The sequence below is a fragment of the Marinobacter alkaliphilus genome (assembly GCF_055394375.1).
Genome location: NZ_AP043751.1, coordinates 3,560,044 through 3,584,244, shown reverse-complemented (window position 1 = coordinate 3,584,244; position 24,201 = coordinate 3,560,044). Strand labels below are relative to the sequence as shown.

At 56.7% G+C, this 24,201-nt stretch carries 19 protein-coding genes and 3 pseudogenes; 8 read left to right on the top strand and 14 right to left on the bottom strand.

The window, feature by feature from the left end; genetic code table 11:
• Positions 1–9: 9 nt before the first annotated feature.
• From ACZ5Q2_RS16390 to ACZ5Q2_RS16380, 3 genes are read right to left on the bottom strand one after another with little or no spacing between them, the layout of a single operon-like run.
• On the bottom strand, positions 10–699 hold the full coding sequence (locus ACZ5Q2_RS16390; RefSeq protein ID WP_432210673.1) for an SIMPL domain-containing protein: 690 nt from the start codon (positions 697–699) through the stop codon (positions 10–12).
• Positions 699–1,442, bottom strand: a complete 744-nt coding sequence (locus tag ACZ5Q2_RS16385) for a gamma-glutamyl-gamma-aminobutyrate hydrolase family protein (RefSeq protein ID WP_432210674.1) — start codon at positions 1,440–1,442, stop codon at positions 699–701. Before ACZ5Q2_RS16385 ends, ACZ5Q2_RS16390 begins: the two co-directional genes overlap by 1 nt.
• Entirely contained in the window at positions 1,435–2,436 is a 1,002-nt protein-coding gene (locus ACZ5Q2_RS16380; protein ID WP_058090187.1) for an amidoligase family protein, read from the bottom strand. The genes ACZ5Q2_RS16385 and ACZ5Q2_RS16380 overlap by 8 nt, the downstream gene beginning before the upstream one ends.
• Before the next feature lie 166 nt (positions 2,437–2,602).
• Between ACZ5Q2_RS16380 and lexA the strand changes: the two genes are divergently transcribed.
• Entirely contained in the window at positions 2,603–3,211 is a 609-nt protein-coding gene (lexA, locus tag ACZ5Q2_RS16375; RefSeq protein ID WP_058090186.1) for a transcriptional repressor LexA, read from the top strand.
• Between the two features lie 40 nt (positions 3,212–3,251).
• Positions 3,252–3,743 (top strand): cell division inhibitor SulA, encoded by a 492-nt coding sequence (locus ACZ5Q2_RS16370; RefSeq protein ID WP_058090185.1) that lies wholly within the window; start codon positions 3,252–3,254, stop codon positions 3,741–3,743.
• A gap of 6 nt (positions 3,744–3,749) precedes the next feature.
• Here the strand turns inward: ACZ5Q2_RS16370 and ACZ5Q2_RS16365 are convergent, their stop codons facing one another.
• Together ACZ5Q2_RS16365 and ACZ5Q2_RS16360 are read right to left on the bottom strand one after the other, a co-directional pair.
• Positions 3,750–4,010, bottom strand: a complete 261-nt coding sequence (locus tag ACZ5Q2_RS16365; RefSeq protein ID WP_058090184.1) for a hypothetical protein — start codon at positions 4,008–4,010, stop codon at positions 3,750–3,752.
• Between the two features lie 61 nt (positions 4,011–4,071).
• On the bottom strand, positions 4,072–4,554 hold the full coding sequence (locus tag ACZ5Q2_RS16360) for a DUF6586 family protein (protein ID WP_432210675.1): 483 nt from the start codon (positions 4,552–4,554) through the stop codon (positions 4,072–4,074).
• Between the two features lie 222 nt (positions 4,555–4,776).
• Here ACZ5Q2_RS16360 and ACZ5Q2_RS16355 point away from each other — a divergent pair, with 222 nt between their 5' ends.
• From ACZ5Q2_RS16355 to ACZ5Q2_RS16335, 5 genes are all read left to right on the top strand, one after another.
• Complete coding sequence (locus tag ACZ5Q2_RS16355) at positions 4,777–6,135, top strand: DUF1329 domain-containing protein (protein ID WP_432210676.1); 1,359 nt, start codon at positions 4,777–4,779, stop codon at positions 6,133–6,135.
• An 89-nt stretch (positions 6,136–6,224) separates the two neighbouring features.
• Positions 6,225–6,554, top strand: coding sequence for an SOS cell division inhibitor (locus ACZ5Q2_RS16350; protein ID WP_432210677.1), 330 nt, complete (start codon positions 6,225–6,227; stop codon positions 6,552–6,554).
• 70 nt (positions 6,555–6,624) lie between these two features.
• Positions 6,625–8,073 carry a sigma-54 dependent transcriptional regulator gene (locus ACZ5Q2_RS16345; protein WP_432210678.1) on the top strand — a complete coding sequence of 483 codons (1,449 nt, stop codon included), beginning with the start codon at positions 6,625–6,627 and terminating at the stop codon, positions 8,071–8,073.
• Between the two features lie 202 nt (positions 8,074–8,275).
• On the top strand, positions 8,276–9,514 hold the full coding sequence (locus ACZ5Q2_RS16340) for a sensor histidine kinase (protein ID WP_432210679.1): 1,239 nt from the start codon (positions 8,276–8,278) through the stop codon (positions 9,512–9,514).
• A gap of 25 nt (positions 9,515–9,539) precedes the next feature.
• Positions 9,540–10,997, top strand: coding sequence for a sigma-54-dependent transcriptional regulator (locus ACZ5Q2_RS16335; RefSeq protein WP_432210680.1), 1,458 nt, complete (start codon positions 9,540–9,542; stop codon positions 10,995–10,997).
• Between the two features lie 211 nt (positions 10,998–11,208).
• Here ACZ5Q2_RS16335 and ACZ5Q2_RS16330 read toward each other — a convergent pair whose 3' ends face one another.
• Positions 11,209–11,523 (bottom strand): hypothetical protein, encoded by a 315-nt coding sequence (locus ACZ5Q2_RS16330; RefSeq protein ID WP_230714331.1) that lies wholly within the window; start codon positions 11,521–11,523, stop codon positions 11,209–11,211.
• Between the two features lie 31 nt (positions 11,524–11,554).
• Positions 11,555–11,845, bottom strand: a pseudogene (locus ACZ5Q2_RS16325) (IS5/IS1182 family transposase); the annotation flags it as partial.
• Between the two features lie 43 nt (positions 11,846–11,888).
• On the opposite strand from ACZ5Q2_RS16325, the pseudogene ACZ5Q2_RS16320 reads away from it, so the two are divergent.
• Positions 11,889–13,459, top strand: a pseudogene (locus ACZ5Q2_RS16320) (IS3 family transposase).
• Positions 13,460–13,498: 39 nt separating this feature from the next.
• On the opposite strand, the pseudogene ACZ5Q2_RS16315 reads toward ACZ5Q2_RS16320, so the two are convergent.
• The 7 genes and pseudogenes from ACZ5Q2_RS16315 to ACZ5Q2_RS16285 all read right to left on the bottom strand — a co-directional run.
• Positions 13,499–14,409, bottom strand: a pseudogene (locus ACZ5Q2_RS16315) (transposase); the annotation flags it as partial.
• A gap of 67 nt (positions 14,410–14,476) precedes the next feature.
• A complete protein-coding gene (locus tag ACZ5Q2_RS16310; protein WP_230714329.1) occupies positions 14,477–15,052 on the bottom strand; it encodes a hypothetical protein in 576 nt (191 codons plus the stop codon).
• Positions 15,039–16,397 (bottom strand): hypothetical protein, encoded by a 1,359-nt coding sequence (locus tag ACZ5Q2_RS16305; protein WP_230714327.1) that lies wholly within the window; start codon positions 16,395–16,397, stop codon positions 15,039–15,041. Before ACZ5Q2_RS16305 ends, ACZ5Q2_RS16310 begins: the two co-directional genes overlap by 14 nt.
• A 30-nt stretch (positions 16,398–16,427) precedes the next feature.
• Entirely contained in the window at positions 16,428–17,747 is a 1,320-nt protein-coding gene (locus ACZ5Q2_RS16300) for a hypothetical protein (RefSeq protein ID WP_230714325.1), read from the bottom strand.
• A 2-nt stretch (positions 17,748–17,749) separates the two neighbouring features.
• A complete protein-coding gene (locus tag ACZ5Q2_RS16295; protein ID WP_230714323.1) occupies positions 17,750–21,193 on the bottom strand; it encodes a toxin VasX in 3,444 nt (1,147 codons plus the stop codon).
• Positions 21,186–22,115 (bottom strand): DUF4123 domain-containing protein, encoded by a 930-nt coding sequence (locus tag ACZ5Q2_RS16290; protein ID WP_230714321.1) that lies wholly within the window; start codon positions 22,113–22,115, stop codon positions 21,186–21,188. Before ACZ5Q2_RS16290 ends, ACZ5Q2_RS16295 begins: the two co-directional genes overlap by 8 nt.
• Entirely contained in the window at positions 22,108–24,192 is a 2,085-nt protein-coding gene (locus ACZ5Q2_RS16285) for a type VI secretion system Vgr family protein (RefSeq protein ID WP_464597164.1), read from the bottom strand. Before ACZ5Q2_RS16285 ends, ACZ5Q2_RS16290 begins: the two co-directional genes overlap by 8 nt.
• Between the last annotated feature and the right edge of the window lie 9 nt (positions 24,193–24,201).

Sequence of the window (24,201 nt, the reverse complement as noted above, 5' to 3'; positions counted from 1 at the left end):
CGATGGTTGTTAATCCAGGTTGAAGGTGGCGTTGACGCTGGCCTGGATTTCCCGGGGGGCGATACTGGAAACGGTGTCGCTGGCGGCTCTTGCTTCCGCCATCATCATGGGCATCGGGCGGTGGCCGCCATTGATGTTGATGGTTTTCACCTCACCACAGGTTTTGCCCAACTGTTCCGCCACAAAGGCACACCGGCTGCGGGCATCCTCGATGGCCCTGGCCAGTGCCTGACGTTGCAGGCGCTCTTCGTCGGAATGGAAGAACTGGTGTTCGCTCAGATGGTATTGCAGACCAGCCTTGTGGGCCTGTTCCAGCAGAGGGTTCAGGAGTTCAAGATTGTCGATGGAAAAGCTGACTGTCTGGCTTGCCACCGCCATTCGCTCCGGTTGTTGCCCACGCTCCTGAACCGGTAGTGACCGGGTATACAGGTTAACGTTGGCGTCTGAATAGTCCACCAGTTGGTCGCGGATGCCCTGTATCGCCTTGCGCCATTGCTCCATGGTCTCGGAAAGGCGATCAGAAGCCCGCTCTGGGAGGTTGTGCTCGGCACTGGCGGTAAATTGCAAACGGGCGCTGTCCGGAGTGTAGCGAACGCTGCCCTCCCCACTCAGGCTCACTTCGCCAGCGGAAACGGCCAGTGGTGCCAATGAAGCCACGAACACCGTTGCGGCCAGTGCTTTGGTGTATTTTTTCATCATCAGTCTCCTTGCTGGCCAAAGGCCATATCTTGGCTTTGCAGCCGCTCCAGTTTCCGAGCCCGGGCGGCATGCACAAAGTGGCTGAAAATCCGCCGGTGGCCGGTGTGATACAGCAGGTATTCCGGATGCCACTGAACCCCCATCAACCATTGTTGCCCGGTGTTTTCGATGGCCTGCACGAACAGGTCGTTGTCCAGTGCCGTTACCCTGAGATTCCGCCCCAGGTGTTTAATCGCCTGGCTGTGAATACGGTTCGCGCCAATCAGGGTGCTGTGCATCAGCCGGCCTATCCGGCTGTCCTGGACCAGCTGGACCGTTTGAAGGGGTAGCAGCAAAGGGCGGTGGCGGGTTTTCATTCGCAGCGGGATCACGTTCTGGCACAACGACCCGCCATGAAAGACATTGATGAACTGGGCCCCACGGCATATACCCAGTACCGGAATGTCTATTTCCTCGGCTTGCTCAAGCAGCCTGAAGTCGGTTTCGTCCCGTTTCAGGTCGTATCTCGCGGTCACTTGTGGCTGTTGGCCATAGCGGTTGGGGTGTACGTGGGTGCCGCCAGAGAGGACCAGGCCATCGAGCAGGGAGACGTCCGTGCTGGATCCGGGGCGAATGTAGTGCGTGTGGGCGCCATGCAGCCGCAGGCCCAGATTGATCAGTCTGTGGGCGGTGCTGCGCCTGGCGGGGCCGCTGATGCCAATGGTGATCCCCGGCGATTCTGGTGCTTCTGAGATCTCAGACATAGCCGCGCTGTTTAAGCCATTGTTCCGTGGTGTCACGCCATGAGCGGGTGAGATTGCGAAAACTGAATGTCTGGGCTTCGCGGAACAGTTCCCTGAGTTCTTTCAGGTGCTCTGGATGGTTTGCGATCTGCTCCAGTACCACCCAGTCGTTCCAGACCGTGGAAAAATGCCATCGGGGGTTGTCGATATCGCAATCGGGTAACCGGTAGTGAAGCGTCGGCCGGCTCTTGATTCTCGGGTCGTCCACATAGTCGTGCAACAGCTCTGAATCCAGATGTGCAAACAGTGGCAGAAGGTCCAGGGCCTTGTTCCGCGTCGGGTTGAAGTTCAGGTAGTCTTTCATCAGCGAGGCCTGGTCGGGAGCATAATCTTCCGCCATCAGCATGTCCGTGTAACGGCTGCTCCAGGGCTCGATGTAAGTGGTAAATTTTCGGCTTATGTCAATCTGATGCCGGGATTTGAGCCAGTCATAAAGTGCCGCGAAGGCCTGCAGGTAGGTGACAATGGTTGCGGGTTCCAGGTCCGGCAGTTCGGGATTGAGTTGCAGGCCGAAAGCAAAATAAATCGCTTCCCGGCTGCCTTCCGCGCCAAGTTCGCGCAGCTCGTCTACCAGTTCTTCGATCAGACCCAGTCTGGAAAAGGGCAGAGGTGGCCCGACAATCTCAAGAGGCACAATGCGTTCTGCGGCAAAATCGATGACATCCATGGCGTGGGTGCCCAGCTCGCGGATTGACTCGGGCAGGCGTTCGTCCGCCAGGTCAAGATCCTTCACAGGGTCAGAGTCCAGCTCAATGGTGAAGGTTCCGGCGTCAGTCTCCAGGCGGCTGACATAACGCGACTCCAGCTCCGGGCTGCCCTTGAGCAGGCGGGCGACATGTTCAACCAATTCATCGTAGCCCAGTCCGGAGAGTTCGATCTCCACGCCAACTCTACGCTCTTCTCCTTGATGATTACGAAGCCGCTCCGGCATCGCACAACGCTCTGTCGAATTCATTGGCACCTTGCATCCATATAATTCACGGACTTAAACCATAACACACCGATATGCAGCGGCCCGATTACATGACAGAAAATTTCAATCGGGCTTTACACTGGATAAAACACTGTATATAGTCAAATCACTGTATATAAAACCAGGATGAAAAACCCGGAGTACATGCATGAAGCTGACCGCGCGACAGTCCCAGGTGCTGGATATCATCCGGCGGTACGTAGACGAAACCGGTTACCCGCCAACGCGGGCAGAAATCGCTGCCGAACTGGGGTTTCGCTCCGCCAATGCGGCAGAGGAGCACTTGCGGGCCCTGGCCAGGAAAGGCGCCATCGAAATGGTGCCTGGTGCCAGCCGGGGGATTCGACTGCCGGAAGTGGAGCAGGACCCAGGGTTACCGGTTGTCGGCCAGGTTGCGGCGGGTAGCCCGATTCTCGCCCAGGAACACATTGAAGAGCACTGCACTTTGCAGCCGGAATTTTTCTCGCCATCCGCCGATTACCTGCTCCGCGTGCGCGGCATGAGCATGAAAGACATTGGCATTCTCGACGGTGATTTGCTCGCAGTGCATCGCACTCAGGATGTTCATAACGGGCAGGTGGTTGTGGCCAGGGTTGGTGAAGAAGTGACGGTAAAACGGTTTCGCAGGGACGGCTCGAAGGTCTGGTTGATTGCGGAGAACGAAGAGTTCGCCCCGATTGAAATTGATCTGGCCGAACAGGAGTTGTTTATCGAAGGTCTGGGTGTGGGCGTGATCCGCCGATCAGATTTGCATTGATAACCAGCAATAAGAAACGATTAGCGCAGGTAGGTGAGCAATGGAACAGTTAAGCTTCACTCAGAACATGGCGTTCCAGCCGGCGGCCATCATGCCCGCCCGCACGGTGTCTACAGGAAAAGCACGGGCCACAGCCCTTCACTCATCGTCAGACGTCGGTCGGGGAACCAGGGATTTTGGCGGTAACGTGACGGAAATTATTCTTCCTGAAGGCCAGGTAGAGAATGTCCAGTTACTGCTCCCTATGCTCACCCAGCTGAATCAGGAGAAGCGCTGGCTGGCCCTGATTGACCCGCCACAGTCCCTGGTTGGCAAGTGGCAGAAAATGCACGGTATTGTGGCCAGTGAGTTGCTGGTATTGCGCTCAACCAACGATTACTCCGCACAGCAGCTGGCTGAGCGGGCTTTGAGTGCTGGTACCTGTCATGCGGTGGTGCTCTGGACTAACAAGCTCGGGCGTTCAGCCTTTGAGTCCCTTCAAAAGGCTTCGGCGCAAGGTAGCAGCCACGGCGTGGTGCTGCGTCATCGGTAAAGGAGTTCAGTGGAGGGTGTATTGGGGCTGGGATTCGGCCAGATCATTGTCGTCATCGTCCCAGTCAATATCGTGTGCGATATTGCCAGCGGCCTCAATCCCTGCCGCAATCATCGCCTTGGCAACGCTCATGTCGCGGTCTTCCATCATTTCCCTGGCCTCCTGCGAGAAGGAAATGCGCACCAACGGCGCTGCGTCGTCATCAATGCGGCGCAAGGCGTAGTCGCCATTGGCAAGTTGTACGATTTCAAAAAACGATGGTGACATTCGTTCAACCTTTGTCTTGGTGTATTCGATTCGGTGCGGGAATTTAGCCAACAGGGTGGGGCTACCACTCGCTGTGTTGTTCCTCAAGCCGTTTGGCCAGTTCAGTCATGGCCGCCAGAGTCTTTCTGAGTGTGGCGGCGGAACGGTCCGGGCCCTGTTCGACGGAAACCGCAATGATATTCTCTTCGGTAACATTCTTGCGTGTGGTCGGAGGCTGGCTCAAAGCCGATTCAACCTGATCAAGATGGTTCCACCAGCTTCCCGATGTCTCTGCCAGTTCTCTCAAAAGCCGGGTCTCGTGTACCTCGTAAGGAAACAGTGTTTCCAGTTCTGCCAGTGTCTGCGGTTTTTCGGCTTTGTGCTGATGGTATCGCGCAATCATCACCAGCAGCGTTTGCCTTGCCCGCAGCAGGAGCTCGGCGGAGCCCTGAGACAGCGCTTCCGTTTCCGCAGCGGAGCGCTTGGTGTCCGACTCAAGCCTGGTGAGTAAGGTGTTGGCCAGAAAAAGCTTTTGGGCTACCAGTGAGTACCATTGTGATGCCATCTACCACCCGCACTACGTGAGCGTTCAAGAGTCCAATCAGAACAACCGTCAGAGTCTATCATTTTTGCGCGCTAATTTCTCCTCCCCTGGGCTCCCCGGAATAGCTGCATCTCACAAGAAACTACAAACAATCACTTGAAACGGTCGTTTGAAACTGGCAAAAAGGCACACAGATTGAACAAGCTTTGATCGTCTTGTGGTCCATTATTGGAGGTAATAAGGATGCGAAACCGGATAATTGCTGCTATTGCGGCGGTGGTATTGGGGTGTTCAGGTCCTGTCTTGGCAAAGGTGTCGCCGGCCGAGGCCGAGCGTTTGAAGAATGATCTCACACCAGTGGGTGCAGAACGGGCGGGTAACGAGTCTGGCACCATTCCGGCATGGACTGGCGGGTTGGCTTCACCCCCGGCCAATTGGCGCGAAGGCACCGTAGAGATTAACCCGTTCCCGGAAGACGAAGCGCTGTACGTTATTACCCGTGACAATCTGGACCAGTACCGGGACATACTGTCGGACGGCCACATTCAGATGCTGGAGCAGTACGGCCCGGAATTTTTCATGCCGGTGTACCAGACCCGCCGAACAGCAGCGTTCCCCGAGCATGTCTACGAGAAGTTTTACCAGAACGCTCTGACAGCTGAACTCCTGGATAACGGTAACGGTGTTCGAGACACCATCATGACCAGTCCGTTCCCCATTCCACAGAACGGCCTGGAAGCGATCTGGAACCATATTCTGCGATACCGGGGTGAGGAACTGTCGTTCCGCAGTGCATCGGCTACGCCGCAGCGGGACGGCTCATTCAACCCTGTCGTCAACCAGTACGATTATTTCTTTGCATACAGTCGCCCCGGCGCTGAGCTGGAAGACATCGATAACAAGATTTTCTACCTGAAAACCGAAACCGTCGCGCCGTCCAGCCTGGCTGGCACCATTACCCTGGTGCATGAAACCCTTGACCAGGTTCGCTCACCGCGGCTGGCATGGCGTTACGATTCCGGTTCCCGCCGTTTGCGCCGGTCCCCGAATCTGGCCTATGAGACGGACCTGCCGAACTCTTCGTCTCTGCGTTCAGTCGACCAGAAGGACATGTACAACGGTGCCCCCAACCAGTACGACTGGGAACTTAAGGGCAAGCGTGAACTGATCGTTCCCTACAACGCCTACAAACTGCACGATGAAAGTGTTCGGCCAAATGACGTGATCCGGCCGAACCACATCAATCAGGACCTGACCCGATACGAGCTTCACCGGGTGTGGGTGGTCGAGGCCAAGCGACGCACCGGCATCAGCCACATCTATGATCGCCGTGTTTACTACATCGATGAGGACAGCTGGCAGATTCTGGCCACGGAAGAATATAACGAGGCTGGTGAACTCTGGCGCGTATCCGAAGCACACAACATTGTCTATTACAGTGTGCCGGTCTTCTGGACCACCATGGAGATGACGTATGATCTGAAAGCACAGCGTTATTACATCGATGGCCTGGATGACGGCTACCCGGCCTACAATTTCGAGCCTGGGTATCGGGGCAACGAATTTACCGCTGCCGCCGCCCGCAGGGCCGCGCGCCGGTAAACCTCCCCGGGTGCTGCCTGCTTATGGGCGGCACCCGCCTCAACCAACTGCCAGGCTCCAACATCCCGTCAAAACGTGGAGTACATCGCATGGCAGACCCCCAGGCTCTTCTTGAAAGTCTTGATCAACTCCGGTCCGAGCTGGACCAGGCCCTCGCTGCCCAGGACTGGGAGCAACTTGCGGAACTGAATGCCCGTGTTAAACCTGCAATTGAACCGTTAATGGTGGCGCTGGAACAGGGGCGCATTGATGCGGCCCTGATCAGGGACCGCCTGGACGCTTTGAATCAGTTCGTGGAAGCGGCAAACCAGGCCGCAATCAAGGCCAGGGATGAAGCCCGGGAATCGCTCAAGGGCGTCAATGAAAACCGTACGGCGGCCCGTGCTTATCAGAACGTTTCAACAAACCGCCAAAGATAGCGTCATAAAATTGACTCCTGAGCTTATACAGTCTTAAATACCGCACAAATTCCCAAAGAGATTCTCGTGAATGTCCAAAAATAACAAAGTGCTGGTGCTGAGTGAGGATGACTCCAGGCGCAGGGACCTGATCACCATTCTGGAATTTGTCGGCGAAGAGCAGGTGCTGGCCGGTGACGAAGCATTGGCGCTTTTGGAGAGCGACGACGAGCAGACCAAAGAAAGTATCGGCGTAGCCGTGATCAACGGCGAAGACGCCGCCAGCACCGCGCATGTGCAGAGGGTGTGCAAACTGGCTCAGGGGCTGCCGATTCTTCTGGTGGGTGACCCGGACCTCAAGGGCGTGTCGGAAGACGATGCAAACCGTATTATCGCCAGGATGGAGTGGCCCCTGAACTACACCAAGTTTGTGGATTCACTCTACCGGGCCCAGATCTACCACGACCAGTTCAGTCGCAGCAAGGAGCGGGGGCAGCAGCGGGGTGTTCAGTTGTTCCGCAGTCTGGTGGGCACCAGTCGAAAGGTTCAGCAGGTGCGCCAGTTGATGGAGCAGGTGGCTGATAAAGACGTCAGCGTTCTGATCACCGGTGAATCCGGTACTGGTAAGGAAGTGGTCGCCCGTAACCTGCATTATCATTCCTCCCGCCGGGATAAGCCGTTTGTGCCGGTCAACTGCGGCGCCATTCCCGCAGAGTTGCTGGAGAGCGAGCTGTTCGGGCATGAGAAAGGAGCCTTTACCGGCGCCATTACCGCCCGGGTAGGGCGCTTTGAGTTGGCCGAAGGGGGCACCCTGTTCCTGGACGAAATCGGGGATATGCCGCTGAACATGCAGGTTAAAATTCTGCGGGTGTTGCAGGAGCGTACCTTTGAGCGTGTGGGCAGTAACCGTACCCAGTCTGCGGATGTGCGGGTGATTGCCGCCACTCACAAGCATCTCGAAGACATGATTGAATCCGGCGATTTCCGGGAAGACCTCTATTACCGTCTCAATGTATTTCCCATTGAAATGCCGGCGCTGCGGGAACGGGTGGAAGACATCCCGTTGCTGATTAATGAGCTGATCTCCCGGATGGAGAAAGAGAAGCGCGGCTCACTGCGGATGAACTCCGCTGCCATTATGAGTCTGTGTCGCCATGACTGGCCCGGCAATGTGCGGGAGCTGGCCAACCTGGTTGAGCGCTTGGCCATCATGCATCCCTACGGAGTGATTGGTGTGCAGGAGCTGCCCAAGAAGTTTCGCTACGTGGATGACTATGACGAGAACCGCCCAGTGGAGGACACCGGCATGCCATCGGCCATTCCCGGGCTGGTGGGCCTGGATGCGCCGGCCCTGTTACCGGTGAATGGTATCGATCTCAAGGACTACCTCTCCAATCTGGAGAAGCAGCTTATTCAGCAGGCGCTTGATGAAGCTGCCGGCGTAGTGGCGCGGGCGGCCGAGAAACTCAGAATTCGCCGTACCACCCTGGTGGAGAAAGTCCGAAAATATGGCCTTCGGGAAGAGTCAGACGAAGGTTGATCGCTCCCCCTGAGCGGCGTCAAAGGTTTGTAACCTTCGGCGCCGCTTGCATTCCCGACCGACGGAAACTTGTCGTTTTCCAGTTTGTCGTTTTCTTAACCTTCTGAAAAATATAGTAAAAACCAAGTTGGCATAGTGTTGGCTTAATCAAACCTGAACGAAAGATCCGTTGGCCCGGTCGGGGCCCGTCAGGGGGAAGGTTATGAGTCACGCACGCGTTGCCATGGAGTCCGGTCACCAGAAGTCAGGTGCCAATGCCGCTGCTGATGTTAATGACAAGGTCACTGCTCTGTTTCCACAACAGGGTGATGAGGCCGTGGACTCTGCGCTTGAGTTGTTTAATCGCATGTCCCGGCAGATTACCGACTCCTACCGAACCCTGGAATCCCGCGTAAACCAGCTTTCCGGTGAACTCTCCCACGAGACGCTTCAGCGTCAGCAGGAGCTGGAGGAAAAGGAACAGTTGGCCGACCGGTTGTCGACTCTGCTCAAGGCCCTGCCGGCTGGCGTGGTGGTGCTGGATCAGCAGGGCGTGGTCAGCCAGTGCAATCCGGCGGCCATTGCGCTGTTGGGGGAGCCCCTGGATGGCGAGCGTTGGGTGGATGTTATCCGGCGCTGCTTTTCTCCCCGCAGCGATGACGGTCACGAAGTGTCCCTCAAAGATGGCCGGCGCGTCAGCATTGAAATCCGGACCATGGAAAACCAGCCCGGCCAGTTGATTCTGTTAACCGACCTGACCGAGACCCGGCAGCTGCAGTCGCAATTGGCCCATGCCCAGCGCCTGTCTGCCATGGGCCGGATGGTGGCGTCTCTGGCCCATCAGATCCGCACTCCGTTGTCTGCCGCCATTTTATACGGCGGTCACCTGAGCCAGCCGGATCTGGACGAAGAGCTGCGTCAGCGGTGCGCTTCACGACTGATGTCGAGGTTGACTCACCTGGAGCAGCAGGTGCGGGACATGCTGATTTTCGCCCGTGGCGAAACCCGCCTGGCGGAGGAGTTGTCGGCCGGCAAGCTGGTGGCCTCCCTGTCCGCGGCCGTTGAGGGTCTGAAACCCGCCAGTGGTATTGATGTGACACTGGACAGCCGGGTAGATGACCAGTGCCGATTGATGTGTAACCGCGATGCCCTGGTCGGCGCCTGCATGAACCTGGTGAACAACAGCCTGGAAGCCGGTGCCACCGACGTGCAAGTTCAACTGGCGTCGTCCGCTGAAGGTATGGAGATACGGGTGCTGGACAATGGCCCGGGCTTTTCGAAAGAGCAGTCCGGCAGGATCACCGAAGCATTTTACACCACCAAGTCTCACGGCACCGGTCTAGGCCTGGCCGTGGTGCAGGCGGTGGTCAAGGCCCATAACGGCCGGTTTTCTATTTTCTCGCCGGAGCAGGGCGGCGCAGTGGCGACACTGCAGCTGCCGACCCTGGCCGACAGAACATAACGAATAGGCGTTGGAGGCAGATACCATGGCGAAGGCCCAGATTCTGATTGTTGAGGATGACAGGGACCTGCGGGAGGCGCTGGTCACGACCCTGGAGCTGGCAAAGTTCCGGGTGCGGGAAGCTGCCAGCGGCCAGGAGGCGCTTGCCGCCCTGGCTCGCGACCCCGTCGATATGGTGGTCAGCGACGTCAACATGCCGGGCATGTCTGGTCACGAGCTGCTGGCGGAAGTACAGCGTCATTATCCCGGGCTGCCGATGATGCTGATCACTGCCTATGGCCAGATCAGCCACGCGGTGTCTGCCATGCAGTCCGGAGCCATTGATTATCTGGTCAAACCCTTCGAGCCTCAGGTTCTGGTGGAGGCGGTCACCAGGGTGGTTGGCGGAGCAAAACCCAAATCCGGTGACGAACCGGTGGCGGAAGATCCTATCAGCAAAAGAATGTTCCAGTTGGCGGCGAAAGTTGCCGGCAGTGATTCCACGGTCATGATCTCCGGTGAGAGTGGCACCGGTAAAGAAGTGCTGGCCCGCTATATTCACCAGCAGTCGCCCCGGGCAGATCAGCCCTTTGTGGCGATTAACTGTGCCGCCATTCCCGAGAACATGCTTGAGGCCATACTGTTTGGTCATGAAAAAGGGGCCTTCACCGGTGCGGTGGCGTCGTCCCCTGGCAAGTTTGAGCAGGCCAATGGCGGCACCATCCTGCTGGACGAAATTTCCGAAATGGAGCTTGGCTTGCAGTCTAAACTCCTGCGGGTGTTGCAGGAGCGTGAAGTGGAGCGGGTAGGGGGGCGAAAAACCATCCCGCTGGATGTTCGTGTCGTGGCAACCACCAACCGCGACCTGGCGGATTACGTCCGTGAGGGCAAGTTCCGTGAAGACCTGTATTACCGGCTGACCGTGTTTCCCATGCACTGGCAGCCTCTGAGGGAGCGGCCGCTGGATATACTGCCGCTGGCCAAATTCCTGCTCAAGAAGCACTGCCGGAAAATGAAGCTTACCGGTATCGCCCTGGCGGAGGATGCCCGCAAGGCCCTGATCAGCCATGGCTGGCCTGGTAATGTTCGTGAACTTGATAATGCCATTCAGCGAGCGCTGGTGTTGCAGCAGGGCAATGTGATTCACGAGGGCGATTTGTGCCTGGAGCTGGGGATCACTGGCCGGGCCGATTTCAGTTCACCGGGTTTGCACAGTGTCGCACCACAGATTCATCACCAGCCGTCAGAGCCCGAACCCAGCCAGTCCGTTCCGATGGAGTCGGCACCGGAACCGCTCAGTAAAGAGCTTCACGAGGCCGGTTCACTGGGGGATGGTCTGCGACAGCAGGAGTTCCGTATTATTATCCAGACGCTCAGGAAAGAACGGGGCCGTCGTAACCGGGCTGCGGAGCAACTGGGAATCAGCCCCAGAACGCTCCGCTACAAACTGGCCCAGATGCGTGACGCCGGAATCGATCTTGAGTCTGAACTGGCACAGGCCTAAGGGTATTACCCCACGGCAGACGAAGACTGGCGGACCGACCCAGTTCTGTCCGGTTCAATTCCTCTACCTGATTCTTCTGAGGGGGAATAACATCAGAATGGCTGATTTTTCCGTCCACAAACAAAGCTGCTGAACATCCTCCCCAACGATCCGATTGGTTTGAACATGCCCCGATCTACCTTTGTTGAGCGCAACTCAGTGGGGCTGTAATTCAGGCAGCATTGGGGTAAGAGTATTTCCAGCGTGCTTGATCGGCGAAAAGATGCTCTGATTTCCGCCTCTGGAATGTGGAGAAAGGCGAAGATTCATGCAGCTTCTCTGCCATCACATTGCGCCGCTGGGCGGCGTCAATGATGGTGACTTCGGTGAACATCCGATCCACGTGCTTCTTGAAGGTTTCATCGTCCATATCCCGCCAGTAGCGCGCTGGCCGGCCCGTCTTCTGGTCATGCTCTGCCGTGGTCGGATCCAGCGGGCGGTATCGCTCAAGCAAGGGAAGCTCCGGCAGGGGCTTGGTGATATCCATGTAATTCGTCGCCCCTGCAAAAACGCCGTTTTCAGATAACCAGCAATTCACCGGTCTCTGTTGATTCATCCGGCAATGTCGAAATTGACCATAAAACAGCCAAAATCATCCGCAAATACCGTCCATTTTCATAAGGCCAAAGAAGCTCGGCGAGCTTCCTCAGAACCTTCCTCAGGTTCAGGCCCACGCCGCACAGTACCGCGTGTATCTTGTCGCCCTGGAATCCTCTGAGGAAGCTTCGGAACATCAGGCCATCGCTTTTCAGGTGGCCGATGATCGGCTCGATACTGTTGCGCCGATGTTGCTGGTCCGGATGCCCCCTCTGTCAAGGTAGTTGGAACCCCACCCGATGTTAGACTCTCTAAATGAAGTGGGGCGAGACAGAGGTTTTTATGAAGTATTCACCGGAACGCCGAGAAGCCATTCTTCGCAAGTTACTGCCACCGAATAACCGGCCTGTGGCTGAAGTAGCGGAAGAAGAAGGCATTTCAGACGCTACTTTGTACAACTGGCGCAGCGAAGCCCGAAAGAATGGTCAACTGTTGCCAGATCACGGCTCAGACCCGGAAGGCTGGAGTTCGCGCGATAAATTCAACGCCGTGCTTGAGACCGCCGCGCTTAGTGAGTCCGAACTGGGCGAGTACTGCCGTAAACGTGGACTCTATCCCGAGCATATCCGTCGTTGGCGTCAGAGCTGTGAAGCCGCCAATGATCGCGATGAAAAGATTGAAAAACGCTCCCGTGAGGCGGTCAAGCACGAGAAAAAGCGCACCCGTCAACTGGAACGTGAGCTGAAACGCAAGGAAGCCGCACTGGCGGAAACAGCCGCCCTGCTGACTCTGCGAAAAAAGGCCCAGGCGATCTGGGGGGACGAGGACGACTGACCAGTGCCCTGGATCGCCAGTATGCTGTGCAGCTGGTCGATGAAACGCGTACCGATGGGGCGCGCCTAAAAAGCGCCTGTGCCGAACTGGGTATTGGCACCAACACTTACCGCCGCTGGAAAGCCGGTGGTGAAGATGGTCGGCCCAACGCCCCGAAGCACACCCCCTCTCACACACTGACCGCCATGGAGAAAGCGATGATTCTGGCCGTTTGTCACCAGTCCGATTATGCCAGCCTGCCGCCGTCTCAGGTCGTGCCGCTGCTGATGGACGACTATGGGTGGTACATCGCCTCGGAATCCTCGTTCTACCGCGTTCTGAGCGAACATAACGAGAACCACCGCCGGGGTGCCCGCCACTCCGGGCGAGTCGGCCCACCACGCCGTCATGAGGCCAGCCGACCGAACCAGGTCTGGTGCTGGGATGTGACCTACTTGAAGTCGACGGTTCGGGGTCGGTTCTTTTATCTGTACTTCATGCTCGATGTCTACAGCCGCAAGATCGTTGGCGCTGAAGTATTCGATGCGGAAAACGCCGTCAACAGCGAAACCGTGTTGCGCAAAGCACTGTTACGCGAGGGCTGCGTGAACAATCCACCGGTGGTGCATTCTGACAACGGCAGCCCCATGAAAGGCGGCACGCTACCGGCCACGTTCGAGAAGCTGGGTGTCACGCCCTCCTACAGTCGACCGCGTGTGTCCAATGACAATGCCTATATCGAGTCACTGTTCGGCACCACCAAGCAGCGCCCGGAATACCCGCATGAGGGCTTTGAGAACCTTGAACTGAGCCGTGACTGGGTGAGCACGTTCATCCGCTGGTACAACAACGAGCATCGCCATAGCGCGATCCGTTATGTGACACCGGCTGACCGTCACGCCGGAAAGGATGCAGACATCCTGGCAAGTCGAAAAATGACCTTGCTCAGGGCCAAGGAAAAGAACCCTGGTCGCTGGTCCACCGGTATCCGCAACTGCGAACCGGTGGGAGCCGTGTGGCTAAACCCGCTACCCGAGGAACAAACTGTTAAAGAGCAATGCGTGGCTTATTAGAGCCAAAATGAATCAGGTTCCAACTACCTTGACAGACGACGGATGCGCCTTGCCACGCCCACGCCGTTTTCCGGTAATGTGAACCCGGGATAGGAACGTGCTTTCACTGCCACGATAGCCCCGGTCGGCCAGCAGATGTTCTGGCATTTTGCTGGTGTGCAGAAGGACACGTTTGAGCGCCGTGTCGACAGTATGGCCATCGTAGGGGTTGCCCGTCAGGGCCTGGCAATCCAGCACGAAGCCCTCTTTGGCGGTGGTCACCACGCTGACCTTGGCGCCGAACTCATACCGGGTACGGGCCTTGCCCTTGGCGATACACACCACGTCCGGTTCGTGCAGACTGTACAACTGGGGTTTGACGGTTCGGTCACCGTACTGGTTCAGCAACCGGAGTGCCTGGTGGAGCTTGTGGTTCAGGCGCTCGGAGCGCTGCTCCATCGGACGCTGTTCAACGATGGCGTTACAGACTTTGGCCAGATTCCGGTGCATCCGCTTGAACTGGCGGGCATGGGCGTATTGAGGCTTTCTGGAGCGATGACACCGGTATCCTGGCCCAGGGCGATGCTCATTGTCAGAAGCTCACGGGCTCCGTCTTCGCCAATGCGGTGGCGGAACCGCATCATGGTGGTTTCGTCCATCGGGAACCGGTGCTGGAAGATCACTTCGCCGCAGAACTGTTGCCAATAGGGGTTTTCCACCCAGCGATCCAGAATATCCCGGTCGGACAAAGCGTACATGTGCATGAGAAGCTGCAAGCCCACGTGCAAGCGGATGGGAAGCCCAGGACGCCCGGCCTCCACCGCGTACAGCTGACCAAAATGCTGCTCGCAAGCCGTCCAGTCGATCCGCTTGCCCATCTGCACCAGTTCGTGCCGGGGGTTGAGGATGTCTTCGAGGTAGGTTTCCAGCAGGTCTCGCTGCGGTGCTTGGCGTTTATCCCGTGGGATCATGGGCTTTTCTTCCGGTTTTTGGGCGAAACGGGGAGATTTGTAGCGGACATTATACCCGGAAATCACTTCAACACACTGGTATTATTGGCTTTTTCAGTTTTGCAGGGCCGACTATGTACGCGATACCAGCAGCACTATCATTCCAGAAAGGCAGTTTGAATTCCTTCCCTTCCGTCCAGCGAGGCATCGCTACTTCTCGACGTTGCCGGTTAAACCTTATCGGCGGGGTTCCTTTCACCACCTTGTTACCTAGGAAATAAAAATAAAGCCCCCAAGGTAAAGAAACTAGGAGGTTTCCAAGAAGCATGAACAATGGCGCCTCCCATGCCCATTGGCCAAACTGGTTCGGGCCAACTATGAACATAAACCCAAACCCCAAGAAACCGATAGATAGCAGACCCAAGCTTAGAAACATCAAGGCAAATTCGGTGCCAAACAATAGGTTCCCTATCTGCAAATCCAGCCAGCCCTCGGTTTTTCGCCTAATCCAAGTGTTGACGTCTACCGCCCGTTCCCCTGTCATCACCGGCTCAGGACTGAGCGCCAGTAACCGGCCATCTTTGGTGGTGCGGCGCAGGCCTGCTTCCCAATTGGACTCAGATAATGGCTGAGGCAATGGCGGGGTCTCGTCAGCTGTGTGCATCAAGATATAGGGATTCCCTTAGCATGAGACTCAGGCCCGGAAACGGCCTCTCCCCCCGCTTTTGTGGCGACTTCTTTTCTCGCCCCGCTTGCCACTCAGACACCGGCCCCATATGGGTAAAACGCAAGCCCCGCCCGTAAGCATCAGTGAGCTTCTGGTTGAGCCCCTGTAGCGCCTCGGATGGCTTGGCCCATTGATCTTTGGGCAAAGGCGCGGACCAGGCTTTCAATTCTTCTGGCAAGCTTTTCAGGGCCAGGGTCTTGATGCGGCGTTCAGTGATGATGTGGGCTAAGTAACGCTGAAAGAACCAGTCGCCCACTTTCTTGACCAGCCAGGGTAACAAGGACATTTCTTTACGGGCCTGGCGGCACTTGGCTTTGTAGTGAGCCAGAGTCTCGTCCTCCTTCGGATCCGGGCAGGCCTCGGGGCCGTTTTCCATAAACTGGCGAATACACTCCCATTGGGCCAGGCCGGCCGTTTCATGGCCGACGTTGATGCTGGCAGCGGCCAAGGCCGATTCCGGATCGTTGGGTTTCGGAATCGCCAGCGTGAGCACCGTGTGTGTGGCCATCAAACTGGGGCCGATGTCCTGGCGGGTTTCGATGTAGGCGACCAGTTTTTCCCAGGGATAGATTTCGTAGACGAGTTTGGGGTCGTGTTTTTTCTTTAGGCGGAGGGCGATGAAAAGGTACGTGCTTATTACCAGGATTTCTGTACCTAGAATAAGCAATCCCCAAAACACCAATGTGCTCCGATATTCATCGGACGCATTCTCCTGCGTAATAGCAGAAAAAACAAAGCCTATGGTGAGCAGTAAAACTATATATGCAATTAAGCCCGAGTTTGAGTTCCAAAACGGCAGCTGTAAGCCCTTTCCGGTCGTCCAGCGCGGCATGGCCACTTCCCGGCGCTGCCGGTTCAGCCTCACCGGTGGCGTTTCTTTCACTGCCTTGTTGCCCAGGAAATGCATGCACAGCCCCCACGGCAGAGAGATCAAGAGATTTCCGACAAGTACAAATAAAGGCAACCCCCAATCCCAACGTCCAATGTTGATGCCAACTTCCAAGGTGAAACCCACTGCCGCCATTACAGTCAACAAGCTCAAACTCAAGAACATTAGGGAAAACTCAGCGCCGAACAACAAGTTGCCGTTCTGCAAATCCAGCCAGCTCTCGGTTTTTCGCCTAATCCAAGTGTTGACGTCTACCGCCCGTTCCCCTGTCATCGCCGGCTCAGGACTGAGCGCCAGTAACCGGCCATCTTTGGTGCTGCGGCGCAGGCCTGCTTCCCAATTGGGCTCAGATAATGGCTGAGGCAATGACGGGGTCTCGTCAGTTGTGTGCATCAAGATATAGGGATTCCCTTAGCATGAGACTCAGGCTCGGAAAAGACCTCTGCCTCGCTTTTGTTGTTGCTTCTCCTCACGACCCGCTTGCCATTCAGACACGGGCCCCATCTGTGTGAACTTCAGGCCACGTTCGTAAGCGCGTGCGAGTTGTTGGTTCAGGTTCTGCAGTGCCTCAGACGGTTTGGCCCACTGTTCCTTGGGCAAAGGCGCGGACCAGGCTTTCAATTCTTCTGGCAAGTTTTTCAGGGCCAAGGTCTTGATGCGGCGTTCGGTGATGATGTGGGCCAGGTAACGCTGAAAGAACCAGTCGCCCACTTTCTTGACCAGCCAGGGTAACAAGGACATTTCTTTACGGGCCTGGCGGCATTTGGCTTTGTAGTGAGCCAGAGTCTCGTTCTCCTTCGGATCCGGGCAGGCCTCGGGGCCATTTTCCATAAACTGGCGAATACACTCCCATTGAGCCAGGCCGGACGTTTCATGGCCGACGTTAATGCTGGCAGCGGCCAGGGCCGATTCCGGGTCGTCCGGCTTCGGAATCGCCAGGGTGAGCACCGTGTGTGTGGCCATCAAACTGGGGCCAATGTCCTGGCGGGTTTCGATGTAGGCGACCAGTTTTTCCCAGGGATAGATTTCGTAGACGAGTTTGGGGTCGTGTTTTTTCTTTAGGCGGAGGGCGATGAAAAGGTAGGTGCCGATGACTGAAAGCTCTATTGCAAGTACAACCAAGGCCCACATTACTATCGTGTTGCGATACTCTTCTGTTGCGTCCTCCAACATAAATGGTGCGAAAACAGCGACAATGGTGAATACAACCGTCACATAAGCCCATCCTTCTGCGCTTTCATTCCAAAATGGCAGTTTATATTCCTTGCCTTCCGTCCAGCGCGGCATGGCCACTTCCCGGCGCTGCCGGTTCAGTCTCACCGGAGGGGTTTCTTTCACTGCTTTGTTGCCCAGGAAATGCATATAGAGCCCCCAAGGCAAAGAAATGAGGAGGTTTCCAACAAGCATGATAAGCGGTGACTCCCAATCCCAGTTGCCTAAATGGTCCGGTCCCACCGCGAACATAAGACCAAACCCCAAGAAACCAATCGATAACAAGCTCAAGCTCAAGAACATTAGGGAAAACTCAGCGCCGAACAACAAGTTGCCGTTCTGCAAATCCAGCCAGCCCTCGGTTTTTCGTCGAATCCAAGCGTTGACGTCCGCCCCCCTCTCGCCGGTGGTCACAGGTGCAGGACCCAGGGCCAACAGTCGTCCCTCTTGGGTCGTGCGGCGCACACCCGCTTCCCAGTTGGGCTCAGGCGATGTTTGAGTTGGTGATGGGCTTTCGTTAGCTGTGGTCATAGTCAGGACTTAATGGGATGGTTTACCAGTGCATGGTAGTTGATGATCAATGGGGTCAATCGCGTGTCCGGCGCATCCAGAGGTGTTATCGGCTGCCACTCTTTCGTTTCGTTAGCGCTGACCATCGGCAAATTACCATGCTCGTGCAAGGTCAGCTTGTAATGGTACGCCTTGTCTGTCTCTGGCAACCAGTTGGGGGAGTTTGCAGCCTTATAGCGGAAGGCCAAATAGAACCCATCGGCCGTATCCAGGTCGGCTCCAGTCAGGGACAGCTCCAGGGCAACGCCCACCGAGCCCATACTCTTGGTAGTAATGGCCTGATTCCAGTAGTCGTGGTCAGGCTCCCAGGCCGTCCTTTCCTGCCGCAAGATTGCCCATTCCATGTTATCCGCTTCCAGCGAACTCAGTCCGGGCAATTCCAGGCGGAAGGCGCAATAACTCGTGCGCCCATCCAACGCGGCTTGTTCTGCCTTCACTGACAGAGTGGGTTGGTAAATGACCTTGGCCAGTTCGTGGCGCTGCTGATCCGTATCCCAACCCTTGGTGTCATTGCCCCAGGCACTCTGCTCACACCAGCGCTGCACGTCTGTGCGTTTATAATAGCTTTGTACCCAATTGCCTATGCAGACCAAACCCGTGCCTACCCAAAGGTAAGCATTCACCCCCCTAAACAAATCACCCGCTAACGATAACATTCCACGGTTTACCGATTTCCAGGTGATATCGACGGAGGTTTTACGGATAACGTGGATAATACCGGCTGACCCAGTTCGGGCCATTCGCCAACTTCCGCCAGCGATCAGTGCATCACCAGCGAGGGCAATTCCACTTCCAAAACGAACGCCGTTATTGCTCTTCGGACTGATTAGTTCAAGGAACTGTTTGGCGCCATCAGCTAGCGCCGAAAAGAACCCCGCCCAAGCCGCAATGGTGCCTCCCCATACATTTACTCTGGCCAGTCGGGTGAGCACTTCATCCGCCTCTGAGATGGTCTGGTAGTAATAATTCAGGCGGGCGCTGCCGACAATAGTCAGGATACTGGCCGCCGCACCGATCGTGCCGGTAGCCCCAGAAAACACCTCCAAACGACTAGAATCTGGATCGTCATTACTCAGCTTCTTATAGGCATCCCATGTTCCAACGGCTCCAACCAATCCCATGAACGATACAAGCCCAAGACCACCAATGCGTTTCGGCAGATCCAGAGTGTCCTGTCCGTGGATCATACCCCGGCCATAATCCATCATGCGGGTAAGCCCGCCCCGCTCTCTCAGACGTTTCAGCTCATCGACTTCGGATTGCACAGCACGGCCGTAGGCAGTCCGGGTCAACCCAGCAATCAAGAGCTCTCCGCTATGATTTTCACCCTCTAACGGGGATGTATCCAATAATCTGAACCCGCGTTCCCGAAGCTGATGGGTCAGCTCTTGCTTTTGAGCACGAATAGCTTGGATCTGTTCGTCGTACTCTCGTTTATATCGGCGACGGTCTCGGGTGCTGGCCTCGCTATGCCGCTGCTGAAGGCGATTTTCCCGCTCCAAAACCTCCTCACGCAACTTGGCCAGCCGTTCGATTTCCTTCACGAGAGATTCATGCCTGGCAAGGCTGTCGGCATCTGCAATCTCCAGGTCAACCTGGTACAGCCTTTGGTTCTCGAAGATGTGGGCTCGAAGCCCAGGATCCATCCGTTCGAACACTTGCTTCAGTCGGCCATGCAGATCGGCTGCATCCACCGCCTGTACCAGCTCGAATACCGCCAATCGCCCGGTAATGTTGAGCTGAGCCAGATGGTGGCTGAGTTGTGCGGCAGCGCCCTCTGAAAGCGACGGAAATTGCAAATGGGGGCTCTGCTCAACCAGCCGAACCCACTCTTTGTATGCCGCAGGAGCTTGCTTGGCATCCATTATGGCTTTCAGGCCGTCGACTACGTCTTTTAATGTGCCGGGGATGATCTCGGGTTTCAGATCCAGGGAGATCAAATGCTGGTGCCCGATCTCCTCAAAGTAAAATCGCTTCAGGAAGGAAAAATCACCCGATGACTGTGCCCACTCCGTAAGCACCGCAATCAGACCGTTGTCCATCTTCAGCAGCGCCATATAGTCGGCATCGCTTTCCCGGTCGTGCAGATGACCATGAAGGTAAAAGGTAGCTAGTAACGACTGGATATCCGTGACGATCCGTCGTTTTTCCTCGGCGAACTGCATCAGGTGTTGCTGAGCCTGTTCCAGATAGGCGTTCATGTCTTCCAGCTTCACCAAATCCGCGATACCTTGTTGACCACTGAGAGCAGAACCTTCCACAAGGTCGGCCTGATAGTCCGCCATGGATTCGACGATACTGAATACGTCACGCTGTGACATGCCCAATTCTGTTGCCAGCGCTTTAGCAGCGTCACGCATTCTGGTGACCCGTTCATGGTCGGACGGCATATAGCTATAGGTGCTGGGGCCAGCGACCTTTCGGGCGCTTTGCTGATATTCAGGGAAGTCGTCGATCAGCTCTTTCAACCGGACATGTTGGTCGCGGCTCCCCTGAGCAACCTTTTCAAACAATGCCCTGGCATCTTCATCTTCAACCTGCGCCGAAAACGCGCGGGCCAGCTCGGCTACTCGCTCGTCATCCAATCGAATCAGATCGCTGATGAAGCGCGCCGGATAGTATTTCGCGTCCTCTGCCTCCAACCATGCGTTATGGTTGGTATCCACAATCGCCCAGGCATCCAGCAGGTCATCGATATGGCCCATAAAATCATCAACCACGATATAGGCATGGTCCAGATCATAAGCTGGCAATCGATGGGCGAACGGTTCAGAGCCGGCATCCAGTGTATTTTGTGCCCAGTACCACGAGGGTAAATGGGTTTTCCCATCCATTGGCACGGCTTGGGCATCTGGGTGTGTCAGCAGCGATTCCAGATTTGCCTTGCTCAACAACTGCGGCTTGCCGTTGATGGGGCAGTAACCAGATAGACTCACCCGCTGCATCACCTCTCGACGGTAATCATCCCAGCGCATCAGCATGCTGCACTTTTTCGCGGTCAGCTGTGTGGACGAGAAAAAGACATCGACATGCCCCCTGCGCGGCACCACGATGGCCGGAGTATCCGGGGTTCCAGTACGCTGATCCTGAGCGCCCTCGTTACCTTGCCATAACCGCTTGGTGACCGCGCCGCCGTCTTTGACTTCGTACTCATGCAGAATGTCCGGGGCATCGGAATGGAACAAGTAGAGGTAACCATCCCGTACCTGACGGATGCCAATTGGCTGAAATTCGAGGTTGAACCGGGGCTCCAATGAGGGGTGTCCCGCCGCTTCATCGGCATAGGCGTATCGTACCGGGATCAACTGAATATCCGACCGGGTCAACGGGCAGGCGCCTTGAGCCGTGGCGCTTGCCAGGCTTGCGCGATCGGCGGCGGTTATGGGGTTAGTAAGTTGCTTACCCATGGATAGGCTCTCCTTGCACTTGGGTTCCAGCTGAGGACATGGCGATCATCGCTGCTTTTCTAGCCTGCGCTTCTGCGGCCGTTCCTGGCCACCGATGAAAAAGGTCATAAATGCCAGAGGCCGCTGCTTCCCACAGTGACAGCTCTCCCTGATAGCCGTACACGGTACACCAATGGAGCAAGGCCTGAAGCGATTCATAGCCGTTGGCCAACGCCTGTTCCATGATGGTCCTAAGATCCTTTATTACAGCCTGCCTTACATTTGGCGCGGCTCTACTCGGGAAATAGGTCTCAAAATGCTGGATCAATTTGACCAACGTTGTACGCCGATCAGTGTCCGTTAAACCTCTGAGGGTGTGTTCACCCAGCCGAAATGAAGCGCTACCCTCCGTGTTCCTTCCAACGCCAACCTCTGGCAACGAGTCCGGGCGCACCTCAAGATGCCAACCATCCCATAAAGCATCGGGGAGTTTTACCGCAGTAAACGGAGACCAGTATTCGGGCACACCGCCATCACCGGAAGAAGCCAGCAGGACCCTTGCAACCGTGGGATCGGCGAACCGCAACATGACGCTATAGCCCAAAGGGTGGCGTACCGTGATAAACCGGCATAGATGAGCAGCTACCGCGTCCAACGATTCATCACTGGCGATCGCGTAGCCCCACTCGAACGTTTTGCCCTCCAGAGACAGTTTTTCCAACAACGGGTGGCCCCGGTCAGTGCTCACCAGCAACGGTGCAACATCGCGAATCGATGCCCACTCAGTGCCATCAAACAGATTACGATAGTCCGGAGTGTCAACAAGCTCGTACAGCCAGCGTTCCGCCTCTGCGCGTTTGCTGCCATCAATCAGGACATAATTGAAATGCATGTCCTGAAGCTGATTGTTAGCTTTTGAAGGTCCCTCGAAAACATCAAGCATCGGACCCATCTCCCGATGTGTTCTCTTCTGATTGGCAAATGGAGGTCAGGGCTTTGCCTTCCTGCAGCGCACGCATCTGGGCATCCGGTTGCGCATTGGTTCTCTGGCCGACCGTGACCAGCGCAGCGGGCTCGGTATACGCCCCACCGGCATCCACCAACCCCGGCCTCTCCGGCACCTGCACCTTCTGCCCACTGCCTTTGCCACCAGCGCCACCGGCGTTCATCTTGATACTCGCACCACCCAAGGCCACGCCGCTGGGGTCGATCTTTACGAAGCTGCCGCCGGCTTTCAGGGTGATTTCGGCTCCTGCTTCGATCACCGCTTTCTGACCGGCTTTGATATGCAGCTCGGTGCCCGAGTCACTGAGCCAGGCGGTGCCGGCTTTGAGGTGCAGGGTGCCGGTGACGTTGAAGCTCTGGTCTTTGCCGGTTTGTTCGCGCTTCTCGCCGTCCACGGTGTGGTGGCTGTTGCCTTTGGTGTGGCTGAAGCGGTTGTTCTCCACCGTCAAGTGACTGTCGTTCTTGATGACTTCGGTGCGGTTGTTTTCCGTGAGCAGGTCCAGGTCTTTCTGGGCGTGGACGTAGATCTGTTCCTGGTCCGCTTCGTCTTCAAAGCGCAGTTCGTTGCTACCCTCACCCTTGTGGGTTTTGGTTTTTAATGTGGTCCGGGTTTTGTGTTCCGGCAGCGCGTAGGGCGGTGTGTTGGTGGCGTGGTAAGTCCTGCCGGTAATAATGGGCTGGTCCGGGTCGCCGTCCAGGAAGGACACAATCACTTCATTGCCGATTCTCGGTAAAGCCATAAAGCCGTACTGGCCGCCGGCCCAGCCCTGGGCGACGCGTAGCCATGCGCTGGAGTGTTCGTCGTTCTTTGAATAGCGGTCCCAGGGGAATCTCACTTTCACTCGCCCATACTGGTCGCAGTGGATCTCTTCACCCTCGGGGCCGGTGACGATGGCCATCTGGGGGCCGTCCATCATGGGTTTGTGTTCACACACTGGCCGCCAGGTTTTATCGGCCGGGATGGCGATGAAGTCGTTGTGGTAGCTGGTGGGTTCGCTGCCACCCTCTTCTTCCATGGCCTGGGGCTGTTTGCCGGTGTGGGTGATGGCGGTCAGCAGCCATTCCCGGTTCAGGCTCTGGCTGTCGTGTTCCTGCAGCTCCACTTTGGCGCCTGGGGTGAAGTCCGGGCGGTTGCTTTCGCCCTGGGCCAGGGAGGCGTCGTTTCTCAGGGCGTCCAGTCTGGCCTGGGTGAAGGGCTGGCCACTGGCGTCGGCTTTGTAGCGGCCTGGGTAATCGTAGTGTTGATAATCTTCGCGGTGGTTCGGGCTGCCGGCGCTTTGTTCGTGCATCAGGGCGTAAGCGGGGTTTTTGAAGGTGTAGTCCTTCATGGCCACGGAGGCGGCTTTGATGCGCTCTTCGTAGGCGAAGCTGAACACGCAAGCCTGTTTGCTACTGCCGCCGGCCTGGGTGTTGCAGGGCACCGGGTCCAGCTTGGGGGCGTCGCCATGGTGGTCGGCGATGATCAGGGCCGGTTGTTCTTCGCCATCCACGCTGCCGTGCTGGTAACGGTAGTGCCAGCCTTCTTCGGCGGCCAGTCGTTCAATGAACTGCAGGTCGCTTTCCCGGTGCTGGACGCAGTATTCCCGTTCTTCCGGGGGGCGCTTGAAGTCAAAGACCGTATCAATGATGCCCCGCTCTTCCAGCAGGGTGCGCACGATGGCATCGGTACTCTGGGTCTGGAAGATGCGGCTGTTGTGCATCAGGTCCAGGCGCCAGGCCGGGGGCTGGATGACCACTTGATAGGCGGTGCGGCGGTGGCCGGTGTTGCCTCGGACGAACTCGTTGACCACGCCGGTGAAGCGCCGCAGGGGTTGGCCGTCTTGCCACACCACCAGGTCCACCGGTTGTTCCAGAACGTCAGCAGCGGCCACATCGGGGTCGGTGCTCGCCAGTTCTAACCGGCCATGAAACAAGGAAGACAGCTGTTCGGCCAGCTTAAAGCCAACTACCGAAAAGTGATCTGAGGGGAATTCGCCTACACGGGCGGTGAACTGCAATCCGCTTGCCTGGGGCATGACTTCGGT

Bases quoted from the DNA above. Each gene is read 5' to 3' on its own strand.
- ACZ5Q2_RS16390 (WP_432210673.1), bottom strand. From the start codon at position 699: ATGATGAAAAAATACACCAAAGCACTGGCCGCAACGGTGTTCGTGGCT.
- ACZ5Q2_RS16385 (WP_432210674.1), bottom strand. From the start codon at position 1,442: ATGTCTGAGATCTCAGAAGCACCAGAATCGCCGGGGATCACCATTGGC.
- ACZ5Q2_RS16380 (WP_058090187.1), bottom strand. From the start codon at position 2,436: ATGAATTCGACAGAGCGTTGTGCGATGCCGGAGCGGCTTCGTAATCAT.
- lexA (WP_058090186.1), top strand. From the start codon at position 2,603: ATGAAGCTGACCGCGCGACAGTCCCAGGTGCTGGATATCATCCGGCGG.
- ACZ5Q2_RS16370 (WP_058090185.1), top strand. From the start codon at position 3,252: ATGGAACAGTTAAGCTTCACTCAGAACATGGCGTTCCAGCCGGCGGCC.
- ACZ5Q2_RS16365 (WP_058090184.1), bottom strand. From the start codon at position 4,010: ATGTCACCATCGTTTTTTGAAATCGTACAACTTGCCAATGGCGACTAC.
- ACZ5Q2_RS16360 (WP_432210675.1), bottom strand. From the start codon at position 4,554: ATGGCATCACAATGGTACTCACTGGTAGCCCAAAAGCTTTTTCTGGCC.
- ACZ5Q2_RS16355 (WP_432210676.1), top strand. From the start codon at position 4,777: ATGCGAAACCGGATAATTGCTGCTATTGCGGCGGTGGTATTGGGGTGT.
- ACZ5Q2_RS16350 (WP_432210677.1), top strand. From the start codon at position 6,225: ATGGCAGACCCCCAGGCTCTTCTTGAAAGTCTTGATCAACTCCGGTCC.
- ACZ5Q2_RS16345 (WP_432210678.1), top strand. From the start codon at position 6,625: ATGTCCAAAAATAACAAAGTGCTGGTGCTGAGTGAGGATGACTCCAGG.
- ACZ5Q2_RS16340 (WP_432210679.1), top strand. From the start codon at position 8,276: ATGAGTCACGCACGCGTTGCCATGGAGTCCGGTCACCAGAAGTCAGGT.
- ACZ5Q2_RS16335 (WP_432210680.1), top strand. From the start codon at position 9,540: ATGGCGAAGGCCCAGATTCTGATTGTTGAGGATGACAGGGACCTGCGG.
- ACZ5Q2_RS16330 (WP_230714331.1), bottom strand. From the start codon at position 11,523: ATGGATATCACCAAGCCCCTGCCGGAGCTTCCCTTGCTTGAGCGATAC.
- ACZ5Q2_RS16310 (WP_230714329.1), bottom strand. From the start codon at position 15,052: ATGCACACAGCTGACGAGACCCCGCCATTGCCTCAGCCATTATCTGAG.
- ACZ5Q2_RS16305 (WP_230714327.1), bottom strand. From the start codon at position 16,397: ATGCACACAACTGACGAGACCCCGTCATTGCCTCAGCCATTATCTGAG.
- ACZ5Q2_RS16300 (WP_230714325.1), bottom strand. From the start codon at position 17,747: ATGACCACAGCTAACGAAAGCCCATCACCAACTCAAACATCGCCTGAG.
- ACZ5Q2_RS16295 (WP_230714323.1), bottom strand. From the start codon at position 21,193: ATGGGTAAGCAACTTACTAACCCCATAACCGCCGCCGATCGCGCAAGC.
- ACZ5Q2_RS16290 (WP_230714321.1), bottom strand. From the start codon at position 22,115: ATGCTTGATGTTTTCGAGGGACCTTCAAAAGCTAACAATCAGCTTCAG.
- ACZ5Q2_RS16285 (WP_464597164.1), bottom strand. From the start codon at position 24,192: ATGCCCCAGGCAAGCGGATTGCAGTTCACCGCCCGTGTAGGCGAATTC.